Annotated in this window: 23 protein-coding genes; 13 read left to right on the top strand and 10 right to left on the bottom strand. The window is 50.6% G+C overall.

Translation table 11 applies throughout. The features are described from left to right. The first annotated feature begins 88 nt into the window (after positions 1–88). The 4 genes from ACJHYR_RS03260 (at position 89) to rlmM (ending at position 3091) form a co-directional block, all read left to right on the top strand. A complete protein-coding gene (locus ACJHYR_RS03260) occupies positions 89–316 on the top strand; it encodes a YgdI/YgdR family lipoprotein (RefSeq protein ID WP_000750398.1) in 228 nt (75 codons plus the stop codon). A 350-nt stretch (positions 317–666) separates the two neighbouring features. Further along, the gene (gene gcvA / locus ACJHYR_RS03255; RefSeq protein ID WP_000044401.1) at positions 667–1584 is read left to right on the top strand and encodes a glycine cleavage system transcriptional regulator GcvA; all 918 of its coding nucleotides are present in this window, start codon (positions 667–669) and stop codon (positions 1582–1584) included. A gap of 18 nt (positions 1585–1602) precedes the next feature. Beyond that, entirely contained in the window at positions 1603–1998 is a 396-nt protein-coding gene (locus tag ACJHYR_RS03250; protein WP_000203905.1) for a DUF423 domain-containing protein, read from the top strand. Beyond that, positions 1991–3091 carry a 23S rRNA (cytidine(2498)-2'-O)-methyltransferase RlmM gene (gene rlmM / locus ACJHYR_RS03245; protein WP_001045520.1) on the top strand — a complete coding sequence of 367 codons (1101 nt, stop codon included), beginning with the start codon at positions 1991–1993 and terminating at the stop codon, positions 3089–3091. The genes ACJHYR_RS03250 and rlmM overlap by 8 nt, the downstream gene beginning before the upstream one ends. A 43-nt stretch (positions 3092–3134) precedes the next feature. Here the strand turns inward: rlmM and fucR are convergent, their stop codons facing one another. From fucR to fucP, 5 genes are all read right to left on the bottom strand, one after another. Beyond that, positions 3135–3866 carry an L-fucose operon activator gene (gene fucR, locus ACJHYR_RS03240; RefSeq protein WP_000642344.1) on the bottom strand — a complete coding sequence of 244 codons (732 nt, stop codon included), beginning with the start codon at positions 3864–3866 and terminating at the stop codon, positions 3135–3137. 57 nt (positions 3867–3923) lie between these two features. Further along, entirely contained in the window at positions 3924–4346 is a 423-nt protein-coding gene (gene fucU / locus ACJHYR_RS03235) for an L-fucose mutarotase (RefSeq protein ID WP_000920840.1), read from the bottom strand. A 1-nt stretch (position 4347) separates the two neighbouring features. Further along, complete coding sequence (fucK, locus tag ACJHYR_RS03230; RefSeq protein WP_001587372.1) at positions 4348–5766, bottom strand: L-fuculokinase; 1419 nt, start codon at positions 5764–5766, stop codon at positions 4348–4350. Positions 5767–5874: 108 nt separating this feature from the next. Continuing rightward, the gene (gene fucI, locus ACJHYR_RS03225; protein ID WP_000724167.1) at positions 5875–7650 is read right to left on the bottom strand and encodes an L-fucose isomerase; all 1776 of its coding nucleotides are present in this window, start codon (positions 7648–7650) and stop codon (positions 5875–5877) included. A 32-nt stretch (positions 7651–7682) separates the two neighbouring features. Next, on the bottom strand, positions 7683–8999 hold the full coding sequence (gene fucP / locus ACJHYR_RS03220; RefSeq protein ID WP_000528603.1) for an L-fucose:H+ symporter permease: 1317 nt from the start codon (positions 8997–8999) through the stop codon (positions 7683–7685). A 546-nt stretch (positions 9000–9545) separates the two neighbouring features. Between fucP and fucA the strand changes: the two genes are divergently transcribed. Both fucA and fucO read left to right on the top strand, forming a co-directional pair. Then, positions 9546–10193, top strand: coding sequence for an L-fuculose-phosphate aldolase (fucA, locus tag ACJHYR_RS03215; protein WP_000440775.1), 648 nt, complete (start codon positions 9546–9548; stop codon positions 10191–10193). A gap of 27 nt (positions 10194–10220) precedes the next feature. Further along, positions 10221–11369 carry a lactaldehyde reductase gene (gene fucO, locus ACJHYR_RS03210; protein WP_410233071.1) on the top strand — a complete coding sequence of 383 codons (1149 nt, stop codon included), beginning with the start codon at positions 10221–10223 and terminating at the stop codon, positions 11367–11369. A gap of 104 nt (positions 11370–11473) precedes the next feature. Here the strand turns inward: fucO and xni are convergent, their stop codons facing one another. The 5 genes from xni to queF form a co-directional block, all read right to left on the bottom strand. Next, positions 11474–12229 (bottom strand): flap endonuclease Xni, encoded by a 756-nt coding sequence (xni, locus tag ACJHYR_RS03205; protein WP_059327666.1) that lies wholly within the window; start codon positions 12227–12229, stop codon positions 11474–11476. Positions 12230–12340: 111 nt separating this feature from the next. Beyond that, positions 12341–13708, bottom strand: a complete 1368-nt coding sequence (gene sdaB / locus ACJHYR_RS03200) for an L-serine ammonia-lyase II (RefSeq protein WP_000626395.1) — start codon at positions 13706–13708, stop codon at positions 12341–12343. A 57-nt stretch (positions 13709–13765) separates the two neighbouring features. Further along, positions 13766–15055, bottom strand: a complete 1290-nt coding sequence (gene sdaC, locus ACJHYR_RS03195) for an HAAAP family serine/threonine permease SdaC (RefSeq protein WP_000450476.1) — start codon at positions 15053–15055, stop codon at positions 13766–13768. A 556-nt stretch (positions 15056–15611) separates the two neighbouring features. Continuing rightward, positions 15612–16976, bottom strand: a complete 1365-nt coding sequence (gene ppnN, locus ACJHYR_RS03190) for a nucleotide 5'-monophosphate nucleosidase PpnN (RefSeq protein ID WP_000627995.1) — start codon at positions 16974–16976, stop codon at positions 15612–15614. A gap of 111 nt (positions 16977–17087) precedes the next feature. Then, positions 17088–17936 (bottom strand): NADPH-dependent 7-cyano-7-deazaguanine reductase QueF, encoded by an 849-nt coding sequence (gene queF, locus ACJHYR_RS03185; RefSeq protein ID WP_059327667.1) that lies wholly within the window; start codon positions 17934–17936, stop codon positions 17088–17090. Between the two features lie 67 nt (positions 17937–18003). Between queF and syd the strand changes: the two genes are divergently transcribed. The 7 genes from syd to gudD all read left to right on the top strand — a co-directional run bounded on the left by syd (position 18004) and on the right by gudD (position 25239). Further along, positions 18004–18549, top strand: coding sequence for a SecY-interacting protein (syd, locus tag ACJHYR_RS03180; protein WP_059327668.1), 546 nt, complete (start codon positions 18004–18006; stop codon positions 18547–18549). Positions 18550–19170: 621 nt separating this feature from the next. Continuing rightward, complete coding sequence (locus ACJHYR_RS03175; protein WP_000206993.1) at positions 19171–19500, top strand: YqcC family protein; 330 nt, start codon at positions 19171–19173, stop codon at positions 19498–19500. Beyond that, positions 19500–20282: a tRNA pseudouridine(65) synthase TruC gene (truC, locus tag ACJHYR_RS03170; protein WP_000890001.1), complete on the top strand. Its 783-nt coding sequence runs from the start codon at positions 19500–19502 to the stop codon at positions 20280–20282. The genes ACJHYR_RS03175 and truC overlap by 1 nt, the downstream gene beginning before the upstream one ends. A gap of 17 nt (positions 20283–20299) precedes the next feature. Further along, positions 20300–20749 carry a flavodoxin gene (locus ACJHYR_RS03165; RefSeq protein WP_059327669.1) on the top strand — a complete coding sequence of 150 codons (450 nt, stop codon included), beginning with the start codon at positions 20300–20302 and terminating at the stop codon, positions 20747–20749. 434 nt (positions 20750–21183) lie between these two features. Beyond that, on the top strand, positions 21184–22536 hold the full coding sequence (gudP, locus tag ACJHYR_RS03160) for a galactarate/glucarate/glycerate transporter GudP (RefSeq protein WP_000097082.1): 1353 nt from the start codon (positions 21184–21186) through the stop codon (positions 22534–22536). A 1-nt stretch (position 22537) separates the two neighbouring features. Then, positions 22538–23878, top strand: coding sequence for an enolase C-terminal domain-like protein (locus ACJHYR_RS03155; RefSeq protein WP_000211753.1), 1341 nt, complete (start codon positions 22538–22540; stop codon positions 23876–23878). A gap of 20 nt (positions 23879–23898) precedes the next feature. Continuing rightward, positions 23899–25239 carry a glucarate dehydratase gene (gene gudD / locus ACJHYR_RS03150; protein ID WP_000098243.1) on the top strand — a complete coding sequence of 447 codons (1341 nt, stop codon included), beginning with the start codon at positions 23899–23901 and terminating at the stop codon, positions 25237–25239. The last annotated feature ends 68 nt before the right edge of the window (positions 25240–25307 follow it).

The following is a 25307-nucleotide window of genomic DNA, read 5'->3' as shown; positions in this document are numbered from 1 at the left end:
AGTAACATATGCTGAATAGTGTTAGGCGTTAATTTTAGCCTGTTAATCAATACTATTAAGATTTATTAATCGCTTTAAGGAGAAGATGATGAAAAAGACTGCCGCAATTATTTCTGCCTGTATGCTGACTTTTGCCCTGAGCGCCTGTTCCGGTTCGAACTATGTGATGCACACCAATGACGGACGTACCATCGTCTCTGACGGCAAACCACAGACTGATAACGATACCGGTATGATTTCGTATAAAGACGCTAATGGCAACAAACAGCAGATCAACCGTACCGACGTGAAAGAGATGGTCGAACTGGATCAGTAATTCGCGATCGCAAGGTAAAAAAAAGCACCGCAATTAGGCGGTGCTACATTAATCACTATGGACAGACAGGGTAAATGTACAGGAAGTGAAAAAAGGTAGCTTTGCTACCATGGTCTGAATCGCAGACCAATTGCAAACACAACAACACAACATCACAACCGTAAGCCAAAAGTTCACCAGAACACGCATTCCGATAAAACTTTTCGTTCCGGCTCAGGAAGTGCCGCCACTATAGGTATTTGCTGGTAGAAGCTCAACGGACAATTTATAATGGCTCAGATTAAAAAAACTAATAGGTTACACAGTGTGATCTAATTGTTAAATTCATTTAACATCAAAGTTTAAAAGCCATGTCTAAACGATTACCACCGCTAAATGCCTTACGAGTTTTTGATGCCGCAGCACGCCATTTAAGTTTCACTCGCGCAGCAGAAGAGCTTTTTGTGACCCAGGCCGCAGTAAGTCATCAAATCAAGTCTCTTGAGGATTTTCTGGGGCTAAAACTGTTCCGCCGCCGTAATCGTTCACTCCTGCTGACCGAGGAAGGTCAAAGCTATTTCCTCGATATCAAAGAGATATTTTCGCAATTAACCGAAGCGACGCGTAAACTCCAGGCCCGTAGCGCCAAGGGGGCGTTGACGGTCAGTTTACTCCCCAGTTTCGCCATTCATTGGTTGGTTCCGCGACTTTCCAGCTTTAATTCAGCTTATCCGGGAATTGACGTTCGAATCCAGGCGGTTGATCGTCAGGAAGATAAGCTGGCGGATGATGTTGATGTGGCGATATTTTATGGTCGGGGCAACTGGCCGGGGCTACGGGTGGAAAAACTTTACGCCGAATATTTATTGCCGGTGTGTTCGCCGCTACTGCTGACTGGCGAAAAACCCTTGAAGACCCCGGAAGATCTGGCTAAACATACGTTATTACATGATGCGTCACGCCGTGACTGGCAGACATATACTCGCCAATTGGGGTTAAATCATATCAACGTTCAGCAAGGGCCAATTTTTAGCCATAGCGCCATGGTGCTGCAAGCGGCTATTCACGGGCAGGGAGTGGCGCTGGCAAATAACGTGATGGCGCAATCTGAAATCGAGGCCGGACGTCTTGTTTGCCCGTTTAATGATGTTCTGGTCAGTAAAAATGCTTTTTATCTGGTTTGTCATGACAGTCAGGCAGAACTGGGTAAAATAGCCGCCTTTCGTCAATGGATCCTGGCGAAAGCCGCTGCTGAACAAGAAAAATTCCGCTTTCGTTATGAACAATAATTTACGTAGGGTACGACCATGACCAGCCGTTTTATGCTGATTTTCGCCGCCATTAGCGGCTTCATTTTTGTGGCTCTGGGCGCTTTTGGCGCGCATGTGTTAAGTAAAACCATGGGGGCCGTTGAGATGGGCTGGATCCAGACCGGTCTCGAATATCAGGCGTTCCATACGCTGGCGATCTTAGGTCTGGCGGTGGCAATGCAGCGTCGCATCAGTATCTGGTTTTACTGGAGTAGCGTTTTCCTCGCGTTAGGCACGGTGCTGTTCAGCGGCAGCCTTTATTGCCTGGCGCTGTCCCATCTGCGTTTGTGGGCATTTGTCACACCGGTTGGCGGCGTGAGCTTCCTCGCGGGCTGGGCGTTAATGTTAGTTGGTGCTATCCGTTTAAAGCGCAAGGGCGTAAGTCATGAATAAGGTTGTATTGCTGTGCCGTCCGGGCTTTGAAAAAGAGTGCGCCGCAGAAATTACCGATAAAGCCGGCCAGCGGGAAATTTTCGGTTTTGCCCGCGTGAAAGAGAATGCGGGTTATGTCATTTATGAATGTTATCAACCTGATGATGGCGATAAGTTAATCCGTGAGCTGCCGTTCAGTTCATTAATTTTTGCCCGCCAGTGGTTTGTGGTGGGGGAACTCCTGCAGCATTTGCCGCCAGAAGATCGTATTACTCCCATTGTCGGCATGTTACAGGGCGTAGTAGAGAAGGGCGGTGAACTGCGTGTTGAAGTTGCCGATACCAACGAAAGCAAAGAGTTGCTGAAATTCTGCCGTAAATTCACCGTGCCGCTACGCGCTGCCTTGCGCGATGCGGGTGTGCTGGCGAACTATGAAACGCCGAAGCGTCCGGTTGTGCATGTATTCTTTATTGCACCAGGCTGCTGCTATACCGGTTACTCATACAGCAACAATAATTCGCCGTTCTATATGGGCATTCCGCGCCTGAAATTTCCGGCAGATGCGCCGAGTCGTTCCACGCTCAAACTGGAAGAGGCATTTCATGTGTTTATTCCTGCGGATGAGTGGGATGAACGCCTGGCGAACGGGATGTGGGCGGTGGATTTGGGCGCTTGCCCTGGTGGCTGGACCTACCAACTGGTGAAGCGCAACATGTGGGTTTATTCCGTCGACAACGGCCCGATGGCGCAAAGTCTGATGGATACCGGGCAGGTGACGTGGCTGCGGGAAGATGGTTTCAAATTCCGTCCGACACGCAGCAATATTTCCTGGATGGTATGCGATATGGTTGAAAAACCGGCGAAAGTTGCGGCATTGATGGCGCAGTGGCTGGTTAATGGCTGGTGTCGTGAAACCATTTTCAACCTCAAACTGCCGATGAAAAAACGCTACGAAGAAGTGTCACACAATCTGGCGTATATTCAGGCACAGCTTGATGAACATGGCATAAATGCTCAGATTCAGGCGCGGCAGTTGTATCACGATCGCGAAGAAGTGACGGTGCACGTCCGCCGTATCTGGGCTGCGGTGGGTGGTCGTCGCGACGAGCGATAACAGGCAAGGCCGGGGCGTCGTCTCCGGCCTGCTACCCTTTCCGTCAGGCTGTTACCAAAGAAGTTGCAACCTGGCGCTCATCAGAAATAATGTGCGTTACCTCATCCAGATGCCCGATGCGGGCTTCCCCTGAACGATTAAATTTACTTTTATCAATCAATAACAACGATTGCGCGGCGCGTTTTAATAGCATTGATTTGTAATCAGCGTTGATGGCATTGGAGTCCCACAGTGCGCCGCTGCTATCGATCCCTTCACAAGAAAAAATAAACAGATCGATTTCCAGCGATTTAAGTTGGGAAATCAGCGAGGGATTGACGTAACAGCCATATTTGCGCTCAAGTGTGCCGCCGGAACTGATTAGTTGAATGCGTTCGCGTTTACCGAGTTCATGGCAAATCGGATGGCTATTGGTGAAGACCTGGATGTTGATGTCAGGCAACTGGCGTGCCAGATACCAGCAGGTTGAACTTGCGTCTAAGGCTATTACCATCCCTTCTTCAATCCACGCGAGCGCCTCGCGCGCGATATCTGCTTTATGCGCATAATGGCTTTTCAGCCGGATGTGAAAGGGATCGCCACTGTCTTGATTTTGACGGTGGATATATTTAGCGCGCCCATGATTGCGCAGAATTTTACCCTGCGTCTGTAATTCATTGAGATCGCGACGAATGGTTTCTTTACTGACCTTTAGCTGTTCAGAGAGAGCTTCCGTGGTCAGGCTGGTATGGTTCAGCAGCAGGTCGACTATCGCTTGCTGGCGTGCCGCTTTCATATTTTTCACCCCATCATTCGATAACCGCCCGCGTCATGCGGGCGTACCGGTATGAGATTACGGTGTTACCCCTTTTTTTAAAAGAATATTCCCGTACTTCGCTCGTTCGCCTGTGATAACGATCGCAAAGGCTTTTTGTGCCCGTTCATAAAACGCAAAACGATTGATGCGGATGATGTCAGGACACGGGGCTTGTAGTGAAAGCGCATTACGGTAACGTCGTTCTACTTCAGGATCGAGAGTGTCACCTTCTACCGCCGCCATCATCACCAGCGGCGGTGCATAACTGTCCAGTTCAAATAACGGGATAATCGCCTGGAGCAAGTCGCTCACCAACAGGCCATCAGCGCGGATCACCTGCGGTCCCATCGAATGGGCGGGAAAGTGAGCATCGGAAAAAATAATTTCATCTCCATGTCCCATCTCTGCCAGCACTTTCAATAGTTCGGGAGAAATTAACGGCGAAATTGTTTTCAGCATTTCACACTTCCTCTATAAATTCAGGTTCAGTTTGCGGGTAGAAATAACGGTACTGATAATGAATCTGTGCGCGGGCTTCTTCCGGGCTGTTAAATTCCCCTACGCCATACCAACCGAACAGCGCAGCTCCTGCGACGGTCGTTTCTGCGTCGTCGAGAACTTTTACCGGAATATCAAGCATATTGGCTTTAATCTGATTCCACAATGTGTTGCGACTTCCTCCGCCGACTAACAATAATTCAGAGGCTTTAAAGTGCCCGATTTTTTCCAGCATCTGTAGATTGCGCTGTAATTGCGCGGTTAACCCTTCCAGCGCCGCGCGGTAGAAATGCCCCCGCGTGGTATTAAGCGTCACTCCTTGCCAGCCAGCGTTCTGACACGACAATAAATCACACTGCATTTTCACGCCATCCGCGCCAGGCGCGATCAGACGAGCCTCTTCAATCAACATTTGCCAGGGAGTTTCAGCCGTCCAGAACAGTTTTCTCACCCATTCCAGCACGCCGGATGCCAGCCATTGCATACCTGGGTTATACAACCCTGCCTGACTATCCAGTTCGCAGGTGGAACCGGCATACTGACTTAACAGCGAAGTATCAACCTGGGCGCTACGGACCATTAAAATTTCCCATGTACCGGAAGAGAGCACGGGTTCATTTTGGTCGGCACCAGCGCCAAAAAGGGCGAACTGGGTATCGTGACCTGCGGAAATCACCGGTATGCCAACGGGTAAGCCGAGCATTGCTGCGGCGCTGTTCTGTAACGTACCAATCTGTTCACCCGCTTCCACCAGACGAGGGAAGAGTCGGCGTGGAATACCGGTGGCTTGTAAAATTTGCGGACTGAAATCGCGTTGCTGGATATCCAGCATCTGGCTGGTTCCGGCCATCGTGATATCAGTAGTGAATTCGCCGGTTAAACGGTGGTTAATCAGCGACGAAATAAAGAGCCAGGCGTGCGCGCGTTCCAGCAGTTGTGGATGATTTTCTTTCAACCACACCAACTTATATAACGTATTGAAACTAAAAGCTCCGACGCCAGAAACAGCCTGCAACTGCTGTGCGGAGATCAACCGTTCAATATTGTCCATTACCGCTGCTGTTCGCGGACATTTCCAGCTAATGATCGGATAGAGCAGATTGCCTTGCTTATCTACCAGAGCGCCATCCACACCAAAGGTGGTGACGGCGATACCGCGGATGTGGCAATCAGTCAGTTCACTATTGATTTGCCGACAGCAATCAGCAAAGCGTTGCAAAATGGCGTCTAAAGACCACTGGTGCCAGGTGTTGTTTTCCATCGCGATATCGCTGGCATTAGGCGTTGAGGCGCGGGCAACAATTTTTCCCTGCCGATTAACCGCGATGGCCCTGACATTGGTCGCGCCACAGTCGAGTACCAGGATAACTTCTTGTTTCATAATCGCTCCTGCAATATAGCCGGATAACATTGTTTATCCGGCTAACCACTCTTGCTTGTTCAGGCCCGGTAGCCGGAGCGACCGGGCATCACATCAGGGAGTAATGTATTAACGCTTGTACAACGGGCCGTAGTTCTGGCAAGCGCGGTAATCCTGGCCTTCAATATCCATGCCGTGCGCGGCCCAGGCAGAAGGACGATACACTTTGGTCTCTTCAACGTTGTGCATACATACCGGGATACGCAGCATGGAGGCAAGAGTGATAAAGTCTGCGCCAACGTGGCCGATGGTCAGAACCCCGTGGTTAGCGCCCCAGTTCGCCATTACCGAGTACACATCCGTAAACGGCCCTTTACCGGTGAGGCGCGGTGCAAACCAGGTGGTTGGCCAGGTTGAGTTGGTGCGTTTGTTGAGGATGTCATGCACATCCTTCGGCAATTCCACGCTCCAGCCTTCCGCGATTTGCAGTACCGGTCCCAGGCCTTTGATGATGTTGACTCGAGTCATAGTGAACGGGACGCCGCCTTCGGTAAGGAAGCGAGAAGAGTAACCGCCGCCACGGAAGTATTCGTGGATCGCCGGGCACCATTCGGTAGCGGCGAGGCAAGCGTCAGCCTCTTGCTGAGAGATTTCCCAGTGCGGCTTCATCGTCGGGTTACCTTCGCTGTCGCGTTGTTTACAGGAACCGTCCAGCGCAGCAGAACCGGAGTTGATCAAATGGATGATGCCGTGTTCTGCCAGTCCGTCCAGTTTATGCCCCGTTACACGCTCAATTGCTTCTGGTGACCAGTAGGTACGCACATCGGCAAATACCTGAGCGGTACCAGTGAGCTGGTGGCCCATTAGCATTGCCACGCCGTTAAGACTGTCGTTTTCGGTCGCCACGACAAAGGGTTCGCGCACGCCATTCCAGTCAAATGAACTGTTAAGGATCGCTTCGGCGGTGTCGCCATTGGGATATTGATCGGTCCAGTGACGTTGTCCCTGGAAGCCCGCAGCGATGGCGTTGTAGCCAAGTGATTCTTCCACGCGACCAATATCGGTCAGTTTGCTGTTGCCTTGCATCATGTCGCGGATACACATCGCCATCAGTAAACTTTCGCGCAGAACTGCGCGGCTTTGCTCGGCATTGCGTTGATACTGTTTGTTATTTTCATCTTCGCCATAGCGGAAGTTTTTATCAGCCCAGGCCAGCGCCATTTCCAGTTCGGCTTCGTCGTAAATCTTCTGATCGATACGGCGACGCAGTTCGGTCATATCCACCGCCTGGACTTTCATTCCCAGCCAGGATTCAAAGAAGTTGTGATCAACAATGGAACCGGCGATACCCATCGAAACGCCGCCCAGCGACAGATAGCTTTTACCTTTCATGCTGGCGACGGCCAAACCGGCGCGGGCAAAGCGCAGCAGTTTTTCTTCAACATCAGCAGGAATCGATGTGTCATCGGCATCCTGAACGTCATGACCGTAAATGGAGAATGCCGGGATGCCTTTCTGGCTGTGAGCTGCCAGAGCCGCTGCCAGGTAAACAGCGCCGGGACGTTCAGTGCCGTTAAAGCCCCAAATGGCTTTCGGGCGGGTTGGATCCATGTCGATGGTTTCACTGCCATAGCACCAGCAAGGCGTTACCGTAATGGTGAGGCCTACATTCTGACTGCTGAATTTTTCTTCGCAAGCAGCGGCTTCAGCCATACCCGCGATACAGGTATCGGAAATGACACACTCGACGGCAGCTCCGCAGGCATGGCGCAGTTTCTCGGTCAGCAGTGCGGCCGTGGCTTTCGCCATATTCATTGTTTGTTCTTCAAGCGACTCACGAACACCCATGCGACGACCGTCAATAACCGGGCGGATACCAATTTTCGGTAAGCTGATTTTTTTCATTACTGATTCCTCACTTTATTCGGAAAATATGTTCAGTTAGTTGCCGTTTGAGAACGGAAACGGGCAAAGATAAAGATGACTGCGAAGCAGAGTGCCGGGATCAGTTCGGCAGTGGGGATGTTGCCCGCTGCGTCACTGACAAACCCCATGACCGGAGTGACAATACCGCCGCCAATAATGGTCATAACGATGAAGGACGAACCGTATTTGGTGTCCTGGCCGAGATTTTTAATGCCCAGCGAGAAGATTGTTGGGTACTGAATCGACATAAAGGCACTGCATAAAGTCAGGGCTATTAAGCCCACATGACCGCCAGCGAAGGCTGAGATCAGGCACAGTGCCATAGCGATTAATGCGTAGGCGGCCAGGACTTTGTGTGGTGCGAAGCGACTGATGAGCCAGGTACCGGTGAAACGACCAATAAAGAAGCACACCATGGTTCCGGTTAAATAGTTAGCGGCAAAGCCTGCAGTCATACCTGGAATTTCTTCTACAGCGTAGCGAATCAAATAGCTCCAGCAGGCCGTTTGTGCGCCGACATAGCAGAATTGCGCTAATACCGCCCAGCGCCAGTGACGAATACGCGCCAGACGAGAAAGCGATGCGGAGAACGATCCTTGTTTGGCGTCACTGTGATTATCACTCTGCAATGCCGGGAATTTCGTCAGCATGATCAGCAGGGCGACCAGTAACACGATAGCCACGATGATCATATAAGGTGTCTGTACCGATAATACCAGGCTGTGTTTATACGCACTCAATTGCTCTGGAGACATTTTATCGAGAACGTCTTGCGATTGATGTGGCACGTTAGACAAAATAAGACTTTGCCCAAAGACAACCGCGATAATTGCGCCAAATGAGTTAAATGTTTGCGCAAGATTTAAGCGGAAGTGACCACTGCTTTCCGGCCCTAATACCGTAACAAAAGGGTTTGCGGCAGTTTCCAGACAACCTAATCCGGCTGCAATAATAAATAGGCCAACTAAAAATAAGGTGTAGTTCATTATTTCTGCAGCGGGCCAGAATAATGCAGCGCCCAAGGCATATAAAAATAATCCGGTAATAATCCCTGCTTTATAACTGAGTTTTTTCATCAATATCCCGGCAGGGATTGGGATAATGAAATAACCAAAGTAAAAGGCCGATTGGATCAGGCCAGCCTGGAAATTTGTCAGCGTAAAAGCCTGCTGGAATTGAGGTAATAAAATGTCGTTAAGGTTATTGGCTACCGCCCAAAGAAAAAACAGTGAGCACAGCAGCGCGAATGGAATAATGTAACTTCTGCTTTGCCCTGCATCTTTATCTACCGCACGGTAACTCTGCGTTTGTATTGATGTGTTTCCCATAGCATCCTCTTAGGTTCAGAAGCTTAAGCACGTAATCGGTTATGTTTTCAAAAGTGCAAAACCAGCGAGTTCGGGCTTCATATCAGTGAATATTTGCCTGTCAGAAATGAACTCATGGATTCATTTTCAAATAAAAAACGCTCTGTAATATGACGGCGGTCACACTTATTAGCTGGGAGGTGACTTTATGTGACTACCATCACTTTAATAATCGAAATTTCATGCCCGTTTCAGAAAATAAATCATAAAAAACACAAACCCGATGACCGTATTAATTGTTTGTGCCGAAAACGGGCATTTCTGGCGAGAGGGAATGGAAAAATGACCGTTTTGATAAATATTTTTAAGAGCGGTCATTTTTAATGGGGTTATAAAAAGAGAAGTTGCAGTTATTTACTGTGATTAGTTGAACCAGGTCACAAAATATAAGCTTGTGAATTTCTTTCTTGTTAATCAGGAAGAAGATGGTGGGTAATTAAACGGCTAATTCAATAGTGTGAAAGGAGCAACATTATTGCCCTGTTTTGAATCAGAGAGAGGTAGCTAATGGAACGAAATAAACTTGCTCGTCAGATTATTGACACTTGCCTGGAAATGACCCGCCTGGGACTGAACCAGGGGACAGCGGGTAACGTCAGTGTACGTTATCAGGATGGGATGCTGATTACGCCTACAGGTATTCCATATGAAAAACTGACGGAGTCGCATATTGTCTTTATTGATGGCAACGGTAAACATGAGGAAGGAAAACTCCCCTCAAGCGAATGGCGTTTCCATATGGCGGCCTATCAAAGCAGACCGGATGCCAACGCGGTTGTTCACAATCATGCCGTTCATTGCACAGCAGTTTCCATTCTTAACCGACCGATCCCCGCTATTCACTACATGATTGCGGCGGCTGGCGGTAATTCTATTCCTTGCGCGCCTTATGCGACCTTTGGAACACGCGAACTTTCTGAACATGTTGCGCTGGCTCTCAAAAATCGTAAGGCAACTTTGTTACAACATCATGGGCTTATCGCTTGTGAGGTGAATCTGGAAAAAGCGTTATGGCTGGCGCATGAAGTTGAAGTGCTGGCGCAACTTTACCTGACGACCCTGGCGATTACGGACCCGGTGCCAGTGCTGAGCGATGAAGAGATTGCCGTAGTGCTGGAGAAATTCAAAACCTACGGGTTACGGATTGAAGAGTAATTTCGTAAAGCAACAAGGAGAAGGATGATGGCTAACAGAATGATTCTGAACGAAACGGCATGGTTTGGTCGGGGTGCTGTTGGAGCTTTAACCGATGAGGTGAAACGCCGTGGTTATCAGAAGGCGCTGATCGTCACCGATAAAACGCTGGTGCAATGCGGCGTGGTGGCAAAAGTGACCGATAAGATGGATGCTGCAGGGCTGGCATGGGCGATTTACGACGGCGTAGTGCCCAACCCAACAATTACTGTCGTCAAAGAAGGGCTCGGTGTATTCCAGAATAGCGGCGCGGATTACCTGATCGCTATTGGTGGTGGTTCTCCACAGGATACGTGCAAAGCGATTGGCATTATCAGCAACAACCCGGAGTTTGCCGATGTGCGTAGCCTGGAAGGACTTTCCCCGACCAATAAACCCAGTGTACCGATTCTGGCAATCCCCACCACAGCAGGCACTGCGGCAGAAGTGACCATTAACTACGTGATCACTGACGAAGAGAAACGGCGCAAGTTTGTTTGCGTTGATCCGCATGATATCCCGCAGGTGGCGTTTATTGACGCTGACATGATGGATGGTATGCCTCCAGCGCTGAAAGCTGCGACGGGTGTCGATGCGCTCACTCATGCTATTGAGGGGTATATTACCCGTGGCGCGTGGGCGCTAACCGATGCACTGCACATTAAAGCGATTGAAATCATTGCTGGGGCGCTGCGAGGATCGGTTGCTGGTGATAAGGATGCCGGAGAAGAAATGGCGCTCGGGCAGTATGTTGCGGGTATGGGCTTCTCGAATGTTGGGTTAGGGTTGGTGCATGGTATGGCGTATCCACTGGGCGCGTTTTATAACACTCCACACGGTGTTGCGAACGCCATCCTGTTACCGCATGTCATGCGCTATAACGCTGACTTTACCGGTGAGAAGTACCGCGATATCGCGCGCGTTATGGGCGTGAAAGTGGAAGGTATGAGCCTGGAAGAGGCGCGTAATGCCGCTGTTGAAGCGGTGTTTGCTCTCAACCGTGATGTCGGTATTCCGCCACATTTGCGTGACGTTGGTGTACGCAAGGAAGACATTCCGGCACTGGCGCAGGCGGCGCTTGATGACGTTTGTACCGGTGGCAACCCGCGCGAAGCAACGCTTGAGGATATTGTAGAGCTTTACCATACCGCCTGGTAAATGCGCTGATGTGATAATGCCGGATGCGACGCTAGCTGCGTCTTATCCGGCGTATAAGTTCATTAAATTCAATGTGTTGATAATCGTTTGCATCCGGCACGCCGTTACCGTACCAACCGCAATTGCTGTAAATTGCCGTCGATATGCAAATCGGTTTGTAAGCGGGCAATATCGCGGCACAGAAACGCCATCTCTTTATGGGTTTCTAATTTTTTGCGCCACTTTTCGGCAACCGCATCCAGATTCTCATATATCCCTTCCAGACTCTGAAACTCGACCAGTAGCTGCGTGGCGCTTTTTGGTCCGATCCCCGCAACACCCGGTACCTTTGAACTGCTGATCCCCGCAAGCCCCCAGTAATCGGGCAACTGCTGCGGTTGAACGCCAAATTCTTTATCGATAAATGGCGCATCCAGCCAACGTTTCTGGAAGTAATCACGAATACGTAATGTCGGTGAAAGTAACTGACAGTAGCCTTTATCTGTCGAAACAATCGTTGTCTGATGCCCGGCCTGTGTCACTTTGACCGCCAGCGTGGCGGCTAAGTCATCGGCTTCGTTACCGCTGGCTGACCAGCACGGGACGCCGCGTTGCTCAAAGGCGGTGCGTAGTGCAGGCATCTCGTCGTGCAACTCTTCCGGCATTGGCGGTCGACCCGCTTTGTAATCTGGTAAACGCTGATGACGCCAGCCGCTATTGCGGTTTTCATCATCAAAAACGGCGACCGCGTGGGTTGGTTGGCTGTGCATAATGAGCTGATCGAGCGCGTGCTGGCAGGTTTCGACACAGGGCGAACCCTGAACGGCATGAATGCGACGAATAAGATTCAGTGCATCGACAATAAGCAAATGAACAGCCACGATAACCCCCTTAAAGATCAGGCGATAAGGGTAACATTCGATGCCGGAACAGGCTATGGCTGGTTGAGAAAACGGGAAGAGGCCTCGCAAAACGAGGCCTCTGGAGAGCGATTAATCGCAGGCAACGATCTTCATTGCCAGGCCGCCGCGAGAGGTTTCGCGGTACTTGGCGTTCATATCTTTACCTGTTTCGTACATGGTCTCGATAACTTTATCGAGGCAGACGCGCGGCTCGCTGGTACGGCGCAGCGCCATACGCGCGGCGTTCACCGCTTTTACTGCCGCAATGGCGTTACGCTCGATGCACGGTACCTGCACCTGTCCAGCAACCGGGTCACACGTCAGACCGAGGTTATGCTCCATGGCTATTTCCGCCGCGATGCACACCTGCGCCGGGCTTGCGCCTAACAGTTCTGCCAGACCAGCCGCCGCCATTGAGCACGCCACGCCAACTTCACCCTGGCAACCCACTTCGGCACCAGAAATCGACGCGTTCATCTTATAAAGAGAACCAATGGCGCTGGCTACCAGCAGGTAACGAGCCAGTGAGTTAGCGTTCACTTCGCGGATAAACTTATCGTAGTACGCCAGCACAGCCGGGATAATCCCGCACGCACCGTTAGTCGGCGCAGTCACCACGCGACCGCCAGCAGCGTTCTCCTCGTTCACTGCCAGTGCAAACATGTTGATCCAGTCAACAACCGCCATCGGGTCAGTGGTGGTTTTATCCTGGCTGACCAGCATCCGGCGTAGTGCCGCAGCACGGCGTGGAACGCGCAGTTTGCCAGGCAACACGCCTTCGGTGGAAATACCGCGCTCAATACCGCCACGCATGACTTCCCAGACGTTCGCCAGGTGCTGTTCCAGCTCTTCTTTGCTGTGCAGCGCCAGCTCGTTTTTCATCATCAGGCCAGAGAGTGACAGCCCGGTTTCCTGACAATGTTTTTGCAGATCGGCTGCTGAACTGTACGGATAAGGAACTTCAACCGGTGCGCTATCCTGCTGGCCAAAATGTTCTTCATCAACGATAAAGCCACCGCCGATAGAGTAGTAAGTCTGGCTGTAAACGATTTTATCGCCCGCCAGTGCGGTAATGCGCATACCGTTTTCATGCAGAGAAAGGTTGTCGGCATGGAAGTTCATGCACTGATCAACCGGGAACTCCACTTCATGCTGACCATTTGCCAGCATCAGGCGACCATGAGTATTCACATCCTGAATAAAACCAGGGATGGAATCGATATCCACGGTATCCGGCAGGTTACCCGCCAGGCCCATAATAATGGCGATATCAGTGTGGTGGCCTTTACCGGTCAGAGAGAGCGAGCCGTACACGTCAACCACCACGCGGGTCACGTCTTTAAGCAGATTACGGGCAATCAGATCGTCGGTAAATTGTTTACCCGCTTTCATTGGTCCAACGGTATGAGAACTGGAAGGGCCAATGCCGATTTTGAAAATATCGAATACGCTAATCATAGGAAATACATCGCGTTAAAACGGAGGAAGCGCCGCCCGAAAGCGGCGCGAAAGGACTTAGCTGAACAGAGAGTAGAAGATTGCGGAGATTGCAATCAGACCCATCACGACAACGAATACGTTGCTGATGTGACCGCTGTACTTACGCATTGCCGGTACTTTCTGAATTGCGTACATCGGCATCAGGAACAGGATCATCGCGATGATTGGGCCGCCCAGGGTTTCAATCATACCCAGGATGCTCGGGTTCAGGGTGGCAACAATCCAGGTCGTTACCAGCATGAACAGCGCAGTGATACGGTTCAGCTTGTTGATTTCGATAGACTTACCTTTACCACGCAGAGATTTAATCACCATACCGTTGAAGCCTTCACGTGCGCCCAGGTAGTGGCCGAGGAAGGATTTGGTGATTGCGATAATCGCGATAATCGGAGCCATCCACGCGATAACCGGTGCGTTAAAGTGGTTAGCCAGGTAAGACAGAATCGAGATGTTCTGCTCTTTAGCCGCAGCCAGGTCTGCCGGAGTCAGGCTCAGTACGCAGCTGAATACGAAGAACATTACGGTCAGCACCATCATGATGTGTGCGAATGCCAGGATCTTCGAGCATTTCTGTTCTGCCATATCGCCGTACTCTTCACGCTTCGCAACGGCGAAAGAAGAGATGATCGGAGAGTGGTTGAACGAGAACACCATTACCGGAATTGCCAGCCACAGGGTCATCCACAGACCGTTTCCGGTTGCCGATGCAGTGTCCAGAGACAGCGTTTCCAGTGCTGCGCCGTTCCACTGCGGGATCAGGTACAGAGCCAGCAGCATCAGTACGCCAACAAACGGGAATACCAGAATACTCATCGCTTTAACGATCATCTGCTCACCGAAGCGAACGATGGTCATCATACCCACGATCAGGATCAGCGACAGAATCGCACGCGGCGGTGGCGTCATACCCAGCTGGTGAGACATGAAGCTTTCAACTGTATTGGTGATTGCCACGCTATAAACCAGCAGGATCGGGTAGATAGCGAAGAAGTAGAGCAGGGTAATCAGTTTACCTGCGCCAATACCAAAGTGTTCTTCTACAACCTCGGTGATGTCTTCGCCCGGGTTTTTACCAGACAGTACGAAGCGAGTCAGACCGCGGTGAGCAAAAAATGTCATCGGGAACGCAAGGATAGCCATGATGATCAGCGGGATCATACCGCCAACACCGGCGTTGATTGGCAGGAACAGCACGCCCGCGCCGATTGCCGTGCCGTAAAGGCCCAGCATCCACATGGTGTCTGTCTTGCGCCAGGCACTACGAGAGTCTTTCGACGCAATCGTGCTGGTTTGAGTCGTTTCCATCTATTTCTCCTGGAGGAATGCAAATAATTCAGCTTTTAGCCAGTTCAGCCCGGGAAGGTGCCTGACCGTAAAAATGAAATCTGTCTATCGGCGATGGCTTAATCATTTACCGCCGTAATAATTTGAGGGCGGAAAGATACACACAAGTTATGTATCTATCAGTGATCTTGATCCCAAATACAATAATCTACTTGGAAGATAGATTATCCCAACGCTTTACTCTGTAAATCAAAAGTAAAAGAGAATTTAAGGGCAATATTTGCCCATTAAACGACATCTGACTTCTTCCGGGGCGCGCAATATATGTAGGTTGAACTGAAAAAATCAATACTTTTAGTTAATCATGGCGATAATTTCTTTTTCATAGCGATAAAATACGGTTTATGAAAATAGGGAAACGTTTGCGTTGCAATATAAATTGTATGACATATTAACTGTGATGATATTTGTTGCGTGAGGGTGGTAAGAAACATTCATATAACAAATGAAATGAGTTGATGAGTAAGTGACCAAAAACGAGAAAACCCGGCAACAAACGTCACCGGGGGAGGGGAGATTACGTGCAGATTTCGTAGCAAGGGATGTAGGCTGAGCCTGGCAACTTCATACGATGCTGGGCAACAAAACCCTGTAGTAGGTCGTCCATACGACGCATAATCTCTTTATCGCCGTTGATTTTGTAAGGACCAAACTCTTCAATGGCGCGAATACCGACTTCTTTTACGTTACCCGCCACAATACCGGAGAACGCACGGCGCAGATCGGCAGCCAGCACTTCAACAGGTTGATCCGGGTAAAGCTTCAGATTAGCCATGTTCTCGTGAGACGGCTCAAACGGCATTTGCAAATCTGGCGCAATGCGCATTGACCAGTTAAAGCTGTAAGCGTCACCAGTGTCGCGGCGATTTTCTTTCACCAGCGGCATCGATTTTTTCATCTGACGAGCGACTTCAGCGGCGTCATCAATGATGATGCGGTAATGGCGGCGCGCGTTTTCACCCAACGTATGCACGACAAACTCGTCCAGTACGCGGAAGTAGTCTGCGCTCTCTTTCGGGCCGGTGAGGATCAATGGTAAAACCTGATCTTTGTTGGCCGGGTTCATTAAAATTCCCAGCAAATACAGCAACTCTTCTGCCGTACCCACACCGCCAGGGAAGATAATGATACCGTGAGCGATACGCACAAACGCTTCCAGACGTTTTTCGATATCCGGCATGATGATCAATTCGTTGACCAGCGGGTTAGGCGGTTCAGCGGCGATAATCGACGGCTCTGTCATACCAATAAAACGACTGTCTTTGTAACGCTGCTGCGCGTGTCCGACCGCAGCACCTTTCATCGGCGCTTCCATCGCTCCCGGACCACAGCCGGTGCAGATATTCAGCTCACGCAGGCCCAGCTGATTCCCGACGCGACGGGCATACAAATACTCGTTTTCGTTAATTGAGTGACCACCCCAGCAGACCACCATATTTGGCGCTTCACCGACATGCAGTGCGCGAGCGTTACGCAAGATGGAAAAGACCAGGTTAGTGATGTGGACGGAGTTGTCGAGATTCAGGTTGGGAAAACGAACGGTGTTATGGATTTGCCCGTAAACGAAGAGAATGTCACGCAGAACCGCGAACAAGTTGGCCTGCAAAGCGCGAATAATTCGCCCATCGACAAAAGCCTCTTCCGGGGGATTAATCAGTTCCAGCTTTACGCCGCGTTCACGGCGCAGGACGTTAATATCGAAATTTTCAAAACGAGACAGCAATTCTTTGCTGTTATCGGTCAAACTACCGGAGTTCAGTACGGCAAGTGAACAGTTGCGAAACAGTTGATAGAGGTCGCTGCTGGCGGTGCGTTTAAGCATATCCACTTCCAGCTGCGACAACATATCCATGGAGCCAAGCGGGCTAATATGTGTAATCAAGAAAAACTCCTTATGGGACGAATATCGTCATTCCCTTTGATTACAATAGCCCTGCCTGATGACCTTTCACAACCTTCTGCGTGAATCCAGCACGCAAAATTGAGAAAAAATTTATTGCCGAACCAGTCTTGTGGTCGATGGGACAAAATCGCTATTACTGCGCCACGGGTTAATGTCCAGACCGCCACGACGGGTATAACGTGCGTAAACGCTCAATTTCTCTGGCTGGCAGAAGCGTAACAGGTCATTAAAGATGCGTTCCACGCACTGTTCGTGGAACTCGTTGTGATGACGGAAAGAAACCAGGTAACGCAGCAGTTTTTCTCTGTCAATTTGGCGTCCACGATACTGAATTTGGATCGATCCCCAATCTGGTTGATGGGTGATCAGGCAATTTGATTTCAGCAGGTGGCTGACGAGCGTCTCTTCTACTACTTTTTCGCCACTGGTGGCATTCTCCAGATAGTCAGTAGTGAATTCATAGTTATCGATAGTGATATCCTGTTCATCAATGCAAGTGCCATTGAAATGACCTATCGGTTGGCCTTCCAGTTCATCAAGACGATATAACGCCACGCTAACCTTACCCTGAGCGCAAGTGCTTAAGTCGCGCTCCAGCGTCTGGCGCACCTCATCCCAGTTATTAAAACGCGTCTGGTTAAAACTGTTGAGATAGAGCTTAAAACTCTTCGACTCAATCAGATTTGCGCTGGTGTAATCAAGTTCAACATGACCGGCGGCGACCTGCGGCAAACCTTTCGCATTCAGCCAGGAAAGTTCATATAGCGTCCAGATATCCGTACCGTGAAAAGGCAGGTTATCCGCTTTCAGACCCAGCGGATCGCGATTCAGACTACGCGGAACGCCTTGCAGTAGGCTGGCGTCATAGGTATCCCGGTAATCGGTTGATTTTCCAAGAGTCAGGCCCGCAAGTGCCTGATGGTTTGCATAAGAAGACATGTTTCACCGTCATAAACCAGATAAACTAAACGACAAGTGTATCTGGTTTAAGTGAAGAGAGAAATTAGTGGACGATTTGACCGCACAAGCCCTGAAAGATTTTACTGCACGCTACTGCGATGCGTGGCATGAAGAGCATAAAAGCTGGCCGTTGAGTGAGGAACTGTACGGCGTTCCTTCACCGTGCATTATTTCAACCACCGAAGACGCCGTATACTGGCAACCCCAGCCGTTTACCGGGGAACAAAATGTAAACGCGGTTGAATGCGCTTTTGATATTGTGATACAACCCACAATTCATACCTTTTATACGACTCAGTTTGCCGGGGATATGCACGCGCAGTTTGGCGATATTAAACTGACATTGCTGCAAACCTGGAGTGAAGACGACTTCCGTCGGGTGCAGGAAAATCTGATTGGTCATCTGGTGACTCAGAAAAGGCTAAAACTGCCGCCCACGCTATTTATCGCGACGCTGGAAGAAGAGTTAGAGGTGATCTCGGTGTGTAATCTCTCCGGTGAAGTGTGCAAAGAGACGCTGGGAACACGTAAACGGACGCATTTAGCCTCAAATCTTGCGGAATTCCTTAATCAACTTAAGCCTCTTCTGTAATCCAAATACCCCATCTGGTTGTGAGAGATCTCTTACAGACTCTGTAGGAGATCGCCAGGAAATAAGCGAATACTTAAAAAGATAAGAATCGTTATTTTCATTTAAAATCAATATATTGCTTGTCAATTCTTAACTTTCATATGAAATTTTCCTTAAGGCATTGTCTGTAAGCGCCTTGTAAGACTTCGCGAAAAAGACGATTCTATCTTCGTCGACAGGGAGTCAGACAACGAAGTGAACATCAGGATGATGACACTTCTGAAGGACACACCAGGATGGTGTTTCAGGGAAAGGCTTCTGGATGAAGCGAAGAGGATGACGCAGGACGCGTTAAAGGACACCTCCAGGATGGAGAATGAGAACCGGTCAGGATGATTCGGTGGGTCAGGAAGGCCAGGGACACTTCAGGATGAAGTATCACATCGGGGTGGTGTGAGCAGGAAGCAATAGTTCAGGATGAACGATTGGCCGAAAGGCCAGAGGAAAAGTTGTCAAGGATGAGCAGGGAGCAACAAAAGTAGCTGGAATGCTGCGAAACGAACCGGGAGCACTGTGAATACAGTGCTCCCTTTTTTTATTCCTGCTATCCTTCGCGGCAGTTTTTCTTATTGAGGTTGCTTTATGACCACTCATGACCGCGTTCGTCTCCAGTTGCAGGCGCTTGAAGCGTTACTGCGTGAACATCAGCACTGGCGAAACGATGAACCCCAGCCGCATCAATTTAATAGTACCCAACCGTTCTTTATGGACACCATGGAACCACTGGAGTGGTTGCAGTGGGTGCTGATCCCGCGAATGCACGATTTGTTAGAAAACAACCAGCCGTTACCGGGCGCTTTTGCCGTTGCTCCCTATTATGAAATGGCGCTGGCGACGGACCACCCGCAACGCGCGCTTATTCTGGCTGAGCTGGAAAAACTGGATGCTCTTTTTGCGGATGATGCGAGCTAATGCTGGAAATACTCTATCAGGATGAATGGCTGGTTGCGGTAAATAAACCTTCCGGCTGGCTGGTTCACCGCAGCTGGCTGGATCGCGACGAGAAAGTAGTGGTCATGCAAACCGTGCGTGACCAGATAGGCCAGCATGTGTTTACTGCTCATCGTCTGGACCGACCAACTTCTGGTGTGTTGTTGATGGGATTATCCAGCGAGGCCGGACGGCTGCTGGCACAACAGTTTGAACAGCACCAAATCCAGAAACGTTACCATGCGATTGTGCGCGGTTGGTTGATGGAAGAAGCAGTTCTGGATTATCCACTGGTGGAAGAACTGGACAAAATCGCTGATAAATTTGCCCGCGAAGATAAAGGCCCACAGCCAGCAGTGACGCATTATCGCGGTTTGGCGACCGTAGAAATGCCGGTAGCGACCGGACGTTACCCGACCACGCGCTACGGCCTGGTGGAACTGGAGCCGAAAACCGGACGCAAGCACCAGCTCCGTCGCCATCTTGCCCATTTGCGGCACCCGATTATTGGCGACAGCAAACATGGTGATTTACGCCAGAATCGCAGCGGTGCTGAACATTTTGGCCTTCAGCGGTTAATGCTGCATGCCAGTCAGTTGTCATTAACGCATCCTTTTACTGGCGAGCCGCTGACTATTCACGCGGGCCTGGACGACACCTGGATGCAGGCGTTATCACAATTTGGCTGGCGGGGTCTGCTTCCTGAAAATGAAAGGGTTGAGTTCAGTGCGCCATCGGGTCAGGATGGAGAGATAAGTTCCTAATCCAGGGAGAAAACGGTATGGCGGAAATTGGTATTTTTGTCGGCACTATGTACGGAAATTCGCTGTTAGTGGCGGAAGAAGCGGAAGCAATTCTGACCGCGCAGGGCCACAAAGCAACGGTATTTGAAGATCCTGAATTAAGCGACTGGCTGCCCTATCAGGATAAGTATGTTCTGGTGGTTACGTCCACGACCGGGCAGGGCGACCTTCCTGATAGCATTGTGCCGCTCTTTCAGGGAATTAAAGATACCCTGGGCTTCCAGCCGAATCTGCGTTATGGCGTGATTGCGCTCGGCGACAGTAGTTATGTGAATTTCTGCAATGGCGGCAAACAGTTCGATGGCTTGTTGCAGGAACAGAGCGCTCAGCGAGTGGGAGAAATGCTGTTGATTGACGCCAGTGAGAACCCGGAACCGGAAACGGAATCAAATCCGTGGGTCGAAAATTGGGGCACGCTGTTGTCCTGATACGTTCAGCGAGCGGTAAATGCCGTTTTAGCGGTGCTGAATCGAATCTTTTCAGGCAAATGCCAGTAAAAACTGCTTCATAGCGCGGATTTTTACTGGCGTTTGCCTGGAGTCAAGCGATCCATTTCATACTCTTCTTTATTTCTTCGTTTTAACCCTTCCTTTCTTGTTCTTGTTTTCATTTCCGTGAAGTGGATTCCACCGTCCAGGGCTAATGCCAAAATTGGGCCTCATTGAACGCATTAATGTTGTGTTGTTGCACGGTGAGCCGCTATGGCGCGCTTTTTATACTGCTATTGCCAGATATAAACACGCGCCGTATTCGGCGAACGACCTATAAAAACGGCAAAAAACACCCTACGTCACCTCTGATTTCCTGGCGATGTCGCAGTCCAGAGTGAGCGTGGCTAACGCGAATTTTCAGGAGTGCAACAATGAGTTCTTTAAGTCAGGCTGCGAGCAGTGTGGAAAAACGCACGAATGCTCGTTACTGGATAGTGGTGATGTTGTTTATCGTCACATCCTTCAACTACGGCGACCGCGCTACGCTTTCTATTGCCGGTTCGGAAATGGCCAAAGATATCGGCCTTGATCCCGTGGGAATGGGCTATGTGTTCTCTGCCTTCTCATGGGCTTATGTTATCGGGCAGATCCCTGGTGGTTGGTTGCTGGATCGTTTTGGTTCAAAACGCGTCTACTTCTGGTCGATCTTTATCTGGTCGATGTTTACCTTGCTGCAAGGCTTCGTCGATATCTTTAGTGGATTCGGCATTATCGTTGCCCTGTTTACTCTGCGCTTCCTGGTCGGGCTTGCTGAAGCGCCATCTTTCCCCGGCAACAGTCGCATTGTTGCGGCCTGGTTTCCGGCGCAGGAAAGGGGAACGGCGGTGTCGATTTTTAACTCCGCTCAATACTTCGCAACGGTGATCTTCGCGCCGATTATGGGCTGGCTGACGCATGAAGTGGGCTGGTCACACGTCTTCTTCTTTATGGGCGGTCTGGGCATTGTCATCAGCTTTATCTGGTTGAAAGTCATCCACGAGCCAAATCAACATCCGGGGGTAAATCAGAAAGAGCTGGAGTACATCGCCGCGGGTGGCGCGCTGATCAATATGGATCAGCAAAACACCAAAGTTAAAGTGCCGTTCAGCGTGAAGTGGGGGCAGATCAAACAACTGCTCGGGTCACGGATGATGATCGGCGTTTATATCGGTCAGTACTGTATCAACGCCCTGACTTACTTCTTTATTACCTGGTTCCCGGTTTATCTGGTGCAGGCGCGTGGGATGTCGATTCTGAAAGCGGGCTTTGTGGCTTCCGTTCCGGCGGTTTGCGGTTTTATCGGCGGTGTGCTGGGTGGGATTATTTCCGACTGGCTGATGCGCCGCACGGGATCGCTGAACATTGCGCGTAAAACACCGATCGTAATGGGCATGTTGCTGTCGATGGTGATGGTGTTCTGCAACTACGTCAACGTTGAGTGGATGATCATCGGCTTTATGGCGCTGGCCTTCTTCGGTAAGGGCATCGGGGCGCTGGGTTGGGCAGTAATGGCAGATACCGCGCCAAAAGAGATCAGCGGTCTTTCCGGTGGCCTGTTCAACATGTTCGGTAACATTTCTGGCATCGTCACGCCAATCGCAATTGGTTATATCGTTGGCACGACTGGCTCCTTTAATGGGGCGCTGATTTATGTTGGTGTTCATGCCTTAATCGCGGTACTGAGCTACCTGGTGCTGGTGGGCGATATCAAGCGTATCGAGCTGAAACCTGTCGCGGGGCAATAAGATGACGACACAATCCAGTCCTGTTATTACTGATATGAAAGTCATTCCGGTCGCCGGGCACGATAGCATGTTGCTTAATATTGGTGGGGCGCATAACGCATATTTCACTCGCAATATTGTGGTACTCACCGATAACGCCGGGCATACCGGCATTGGTGAAGCGCCAGGCGGAGAGGTGATTTATCAGACACTGGTCGATGCTATTCCGATGGTGTTGGGCCAGGAAGTTGCGCGCCTGAATAAAGTGGTTCAGCAGGTGCATAAAGGTAATCAGGCAGCCGATTTTGATACCTTCGGCAAAGGTGCCTGGACTTTTGAATTGCGCGTTAATGCCGTGGCGGCGCTGGAAGCCGCCTTGCTTGACCTGCTAGGTAAGGCGCTGAATGTTCCGGTCTGCGAACTGTTGGGGCCAGGCAAGCAACGCGAGGCTATTACCGTCCTCGGTTATCTGTTTTATATCGGTGATCGGACCAAAACCGATCTTCCTTATCTGGAAAATACGCCGGGCAACCATGAGTGGTATCAGTTGCGCCATCAGAAAGCGATGAACAGCGAAGCCGTTGTGCGTCTGGCGGAAGCCTCACAGGATCGCTACGGCTTTAAAGATTTCAAACTTAAGGGCGGCGTGTTACCTGGCGAGCAAGAAATCGACACTGTTCGTGCATTGAAGAAACGTTTCCCGGATGCGCGGATTACCGTTGATCCCAACGGTGCATGGCTGCTTGATGAAGCTATTTCTCTGTGCAAAGGGCTGAATGATGTTCTCACCTATGCCGAAGATCCATGTGGCGCAGAACAGGGTTTCTCCGGACGTGAAGTGATGGCGGAATTTCGACGGGCGACCGGCTTGCCCGTCGCGACTAACATGATCGCCACCAACTGGCGCGAAATGGGCCATGCGGTGATGCTCAATGCGGTAGATATTCCACTTGCCGATCCGCACTTCTGGACGCTTTCCGGTGCAGTCCGCGTGGCGCAACTTTGCGACGACTGGGGGCTGACCTGGGGCTGCCATTCCAATAACCACTTTGATATCTCTCTGGCGATGTTTACCCATGTGGGTGCGGCGGCACCGGGTAATCCTACCGCTATCGATACCCACTGGATTTGGCAGGAGGGCGATTGTCGCCTGACCAAAAATCCGCTGGAGATTAAAAACGGAAAAATTGCCGTTCCTGATGCGCCCGGTCTGGGCGTGGAACTGGACTGGGAGCAGGTACAAAAGGCGCATGAGGCCTATAAACGTCTGCCTGGCGGTGCGCGTAACGACGCGGGCCCGATGCAGTACCTGATCCCCGGCTGGACCTTTGACCGTAAACGTCCCGTTTTCGGCCGTCATTGATTTTGAAAAAGGACATAAATATGAGTTCTCAATTTACGACGCCTGTTGTTACTGAAATGCAGGTCATCCCGGTGGCGGGCCATGACAGTATGCTGATGAATCTGAGTGGTGCACATGCACCGTTCTTCACGCGTAATATTGTGATTATCAAAGATAATTCCGGTCACACTGGCGTAGGGGAAATTCCCGGCGGCGAGAAAATCCGTAAAACGCTGGAAGATGCGATTCCGCTGGTGGTGGGTAAAACGCTGGGTGAATACAAAAACGTTCTGACGCTGGTGCGTAATACTTTTGCCGATCGTGATGCCGGTGGGCGCGGTTTGCAGACATTTGATTTGCGTACCACTATTCATGTAGTTACCGGGATAGAAGCGGCAATGCTGGATCTGCTGGGGCAGCATCTGGGGGTTAACGTGGCATCGCTGCTGGGCGATGGTCAACAGCGTAGCGAAGTCGAAATGCTTGGTTATCTGTTCTTCGTCGGTAATCGCAAAGCCACACCGCTGCCGTATCAAAGCCAGCCGGATGATAAATGTGACTGGTATCGCCTGCGTCACGAAGAAGCGATGACGCCGGATGCGGTGGTGCGCCTGGCGGAAGCGGCGTATGAAAAATATGGCTTCAACGATTTCAAACTGAAGGGCGGCGTACTGGCCGGGGAAGAAGAAGCAGAATCTATTGTGGCACTGGCGCAACGCTTCCCACAGGCGCGTATTACCCTCGATCCTAACGGTGCCTGGTCGCTGAACGAAGCGATTAAAATTGGTAAATACCTGAAAGGTTCGCTGGCTTATGCAGAAGATCCGTGTGGTGCGGAGCAAGGTTTCTCCGGGCGTGAAGTGATGGCAGAGTTCCGTCGCGCAACTGGCCTGCCGACCGCAACCAATATGATCGCCACCGACTGGCGGCAGATGGGCCATACGCTCTCCCTGCAATCCGTTGATATCCCGCTGGCGGATCCGCATTTCTGGACGATGCAAGGTTCGGTACGTGTGGCGCAAATGTGCCATGAATTTGGCCTGACCTGGGGTTCACACTCTAACAACCACTTCGATATTTCCCTGGCGATGTTTACCCATGTAGCCGCTGCTGCACCGGGTAAAATTACTGCTATTGATACGCACTGGATCTGGCAGGAAGGCAATCAGCGTCTGACCAAAGAACCGTTTGAGATCAAAGGCGGTCTGGTTCAGGTGCCGCAAAAACCAGGATTGGGAGTAGAAATCGATATGGATCAGGTGATGAAAGCCCACGAGCTGTATCAGAAACACGGGCTTGGCGCGCGTGACGATGCAATGGGAATGCAGTATCTGATTCCTGGCTGGACGTTTGATAACAAGCGCCCGTGCATGGTGCGTTAAGACAGAAAACCAAAACCGGCTCTGTCAGGAGCCGGTTTGAGATTACTGACGAAGTGGCTTACGGGGAC

Origin of the sequence: Escherichia sp. WS1450 (genome assembly GCF_046487395.1) — a bacterium.
GTDB classification, from domain to species: Bacteria; Pseudomonadota; Gammaproteobacteria; order Enterobacterales; family Enterobacteriaceae; genus Escherichia; species Escherichia coli.
Note: the sequence above shows the minus strand (reverse complement) of the source record. Positions and strands in the feature narration are given on the sequence as shown.

Coding starts and splice junctions, on each gene's coding strand:
- ACJHYR_RS03260 (WP_000750398.1), top strand. CDS start 89: ATGAAAAAGACTGCCGCAATTATTTCTGCCTGTATGCTGACTTTTGCC.
- gcvA (WP_000044401.1), top strand. CDS start 667: ATGTCTAAACGATTACCACCGCTAAATGCCTTACGAGTTTTTGATGCC.
- ACJHYR_RS03250 (WP_000203905.1), top strand. CDS start 1,603: ATGACCAGCCGTTTTATGCTGATTTTCGCCGCCATTAGCGGCTTCATT.
- rlmM (WP_001045520.1), top strand. CDS start 1,991: ATGAATAAGGTTGTATTGCTGTGCCGTCCGGGCTTTGAAAAAGAGTGC.
- fucR (WP_000642344.1), bottom strand. CDS start 3,866: ATGAAAGCGGCACGCCAGCAAGCGATAGTCGACCTGCTGCTGAACCAT.
- fucU (WP_000920840.1), bottom strand. CDS start 4,346: ATGCTGAAAACAATTTCGCCGTTAATTTCTCCCGAACTATTGAAAGTG.
- fucK (WP_001587372.1), bottom strand. CDS start 5,766: ATGAAACAAGAAGTTATCCTGGTACTCGACTGTGGCGCGACCAATGTC.
- fucI (WP_000724167.1), bottom strand. CDS start 7,650: ATGAAAAAAATCAGCTTACCGAAAATTGGTATCCGCCCGGTTATTGAC.
- fucP (WP_000528603.1), bottom strand. CDS start 8,999: ATGGGAAACACATCAATACAAACGCAGAGTTACCGTGCGGTAGATAAA.
- fucA (WP_000440775.1), top strand. CDS start 9,546: ATGGAACGAAATAAACTTGCTCGTCAGATTATTGACACTTGCCTGGAA.
- fucO (WP_410233071.1), top strand. CDS start 10,221: ATGGCTAACAGAATGATTCTGAACGAAACGGCATGGTTTGGTCGGGGT.
- sdaB (WP_000626395.1), bottom strand. CDS start 13,708: ATGATTAGCGTATTCGATATTTTCAAAATCGGCATTGGCCCTTCCAGT.
- sdaC (WP_000450476.1), bottom strand. CDS start 15,055: ATGGAAACGACTCAAACCAGCACGATTGCGTCGAAAGACTCTCGTAGT.
- queF (WP_059327667.1), bottom strand. CDS start 17,936: ATGTCTTCTTATGCAAACCATCAGGCACTTGCGGGCCTGACTCTTGGA.
- ACJHYR_RS03175 (WP_000206993.1), top strand. CDS start 19,171: ATGACCACTCATGACCGCGTTCGTCTCCAGTTGCAGGCGCTTGAAGCG.
- truC (WP_000890001.1), top strand. CDS start 19,500: ATGCTGGAAATACTCTATCAGGATGAATGGCTGGTTGCGGTAAATAAA.
- ACJHYR_RS03165 (WP_059327669.1), top strand. CDS start 20,300: ATGGCGGAAATTGGTATTTTTGTCGGCACTATGTACGGAAATTCGCTG.
- gudP (WP_000097082.1), top strand. CDS start 21,184: ATGAGTTCTTTAAGTCAGGCTGCGAGCAGTGTGGAAAAACGCACGAAT.
- ACJHYR_RS03155 (WP_000211753.1), top strand. CDS start 22,538: ATGACGACACAATCCAGTCCTGTTATTACTGATATGAAAGTCATTCCG.
- gudD (WP_000098243.1), top strand. CDS start 23,899: ATGAGTTCTCAATTTACGACGCCTGTTGTTACTGAAATGCAGGTCATC.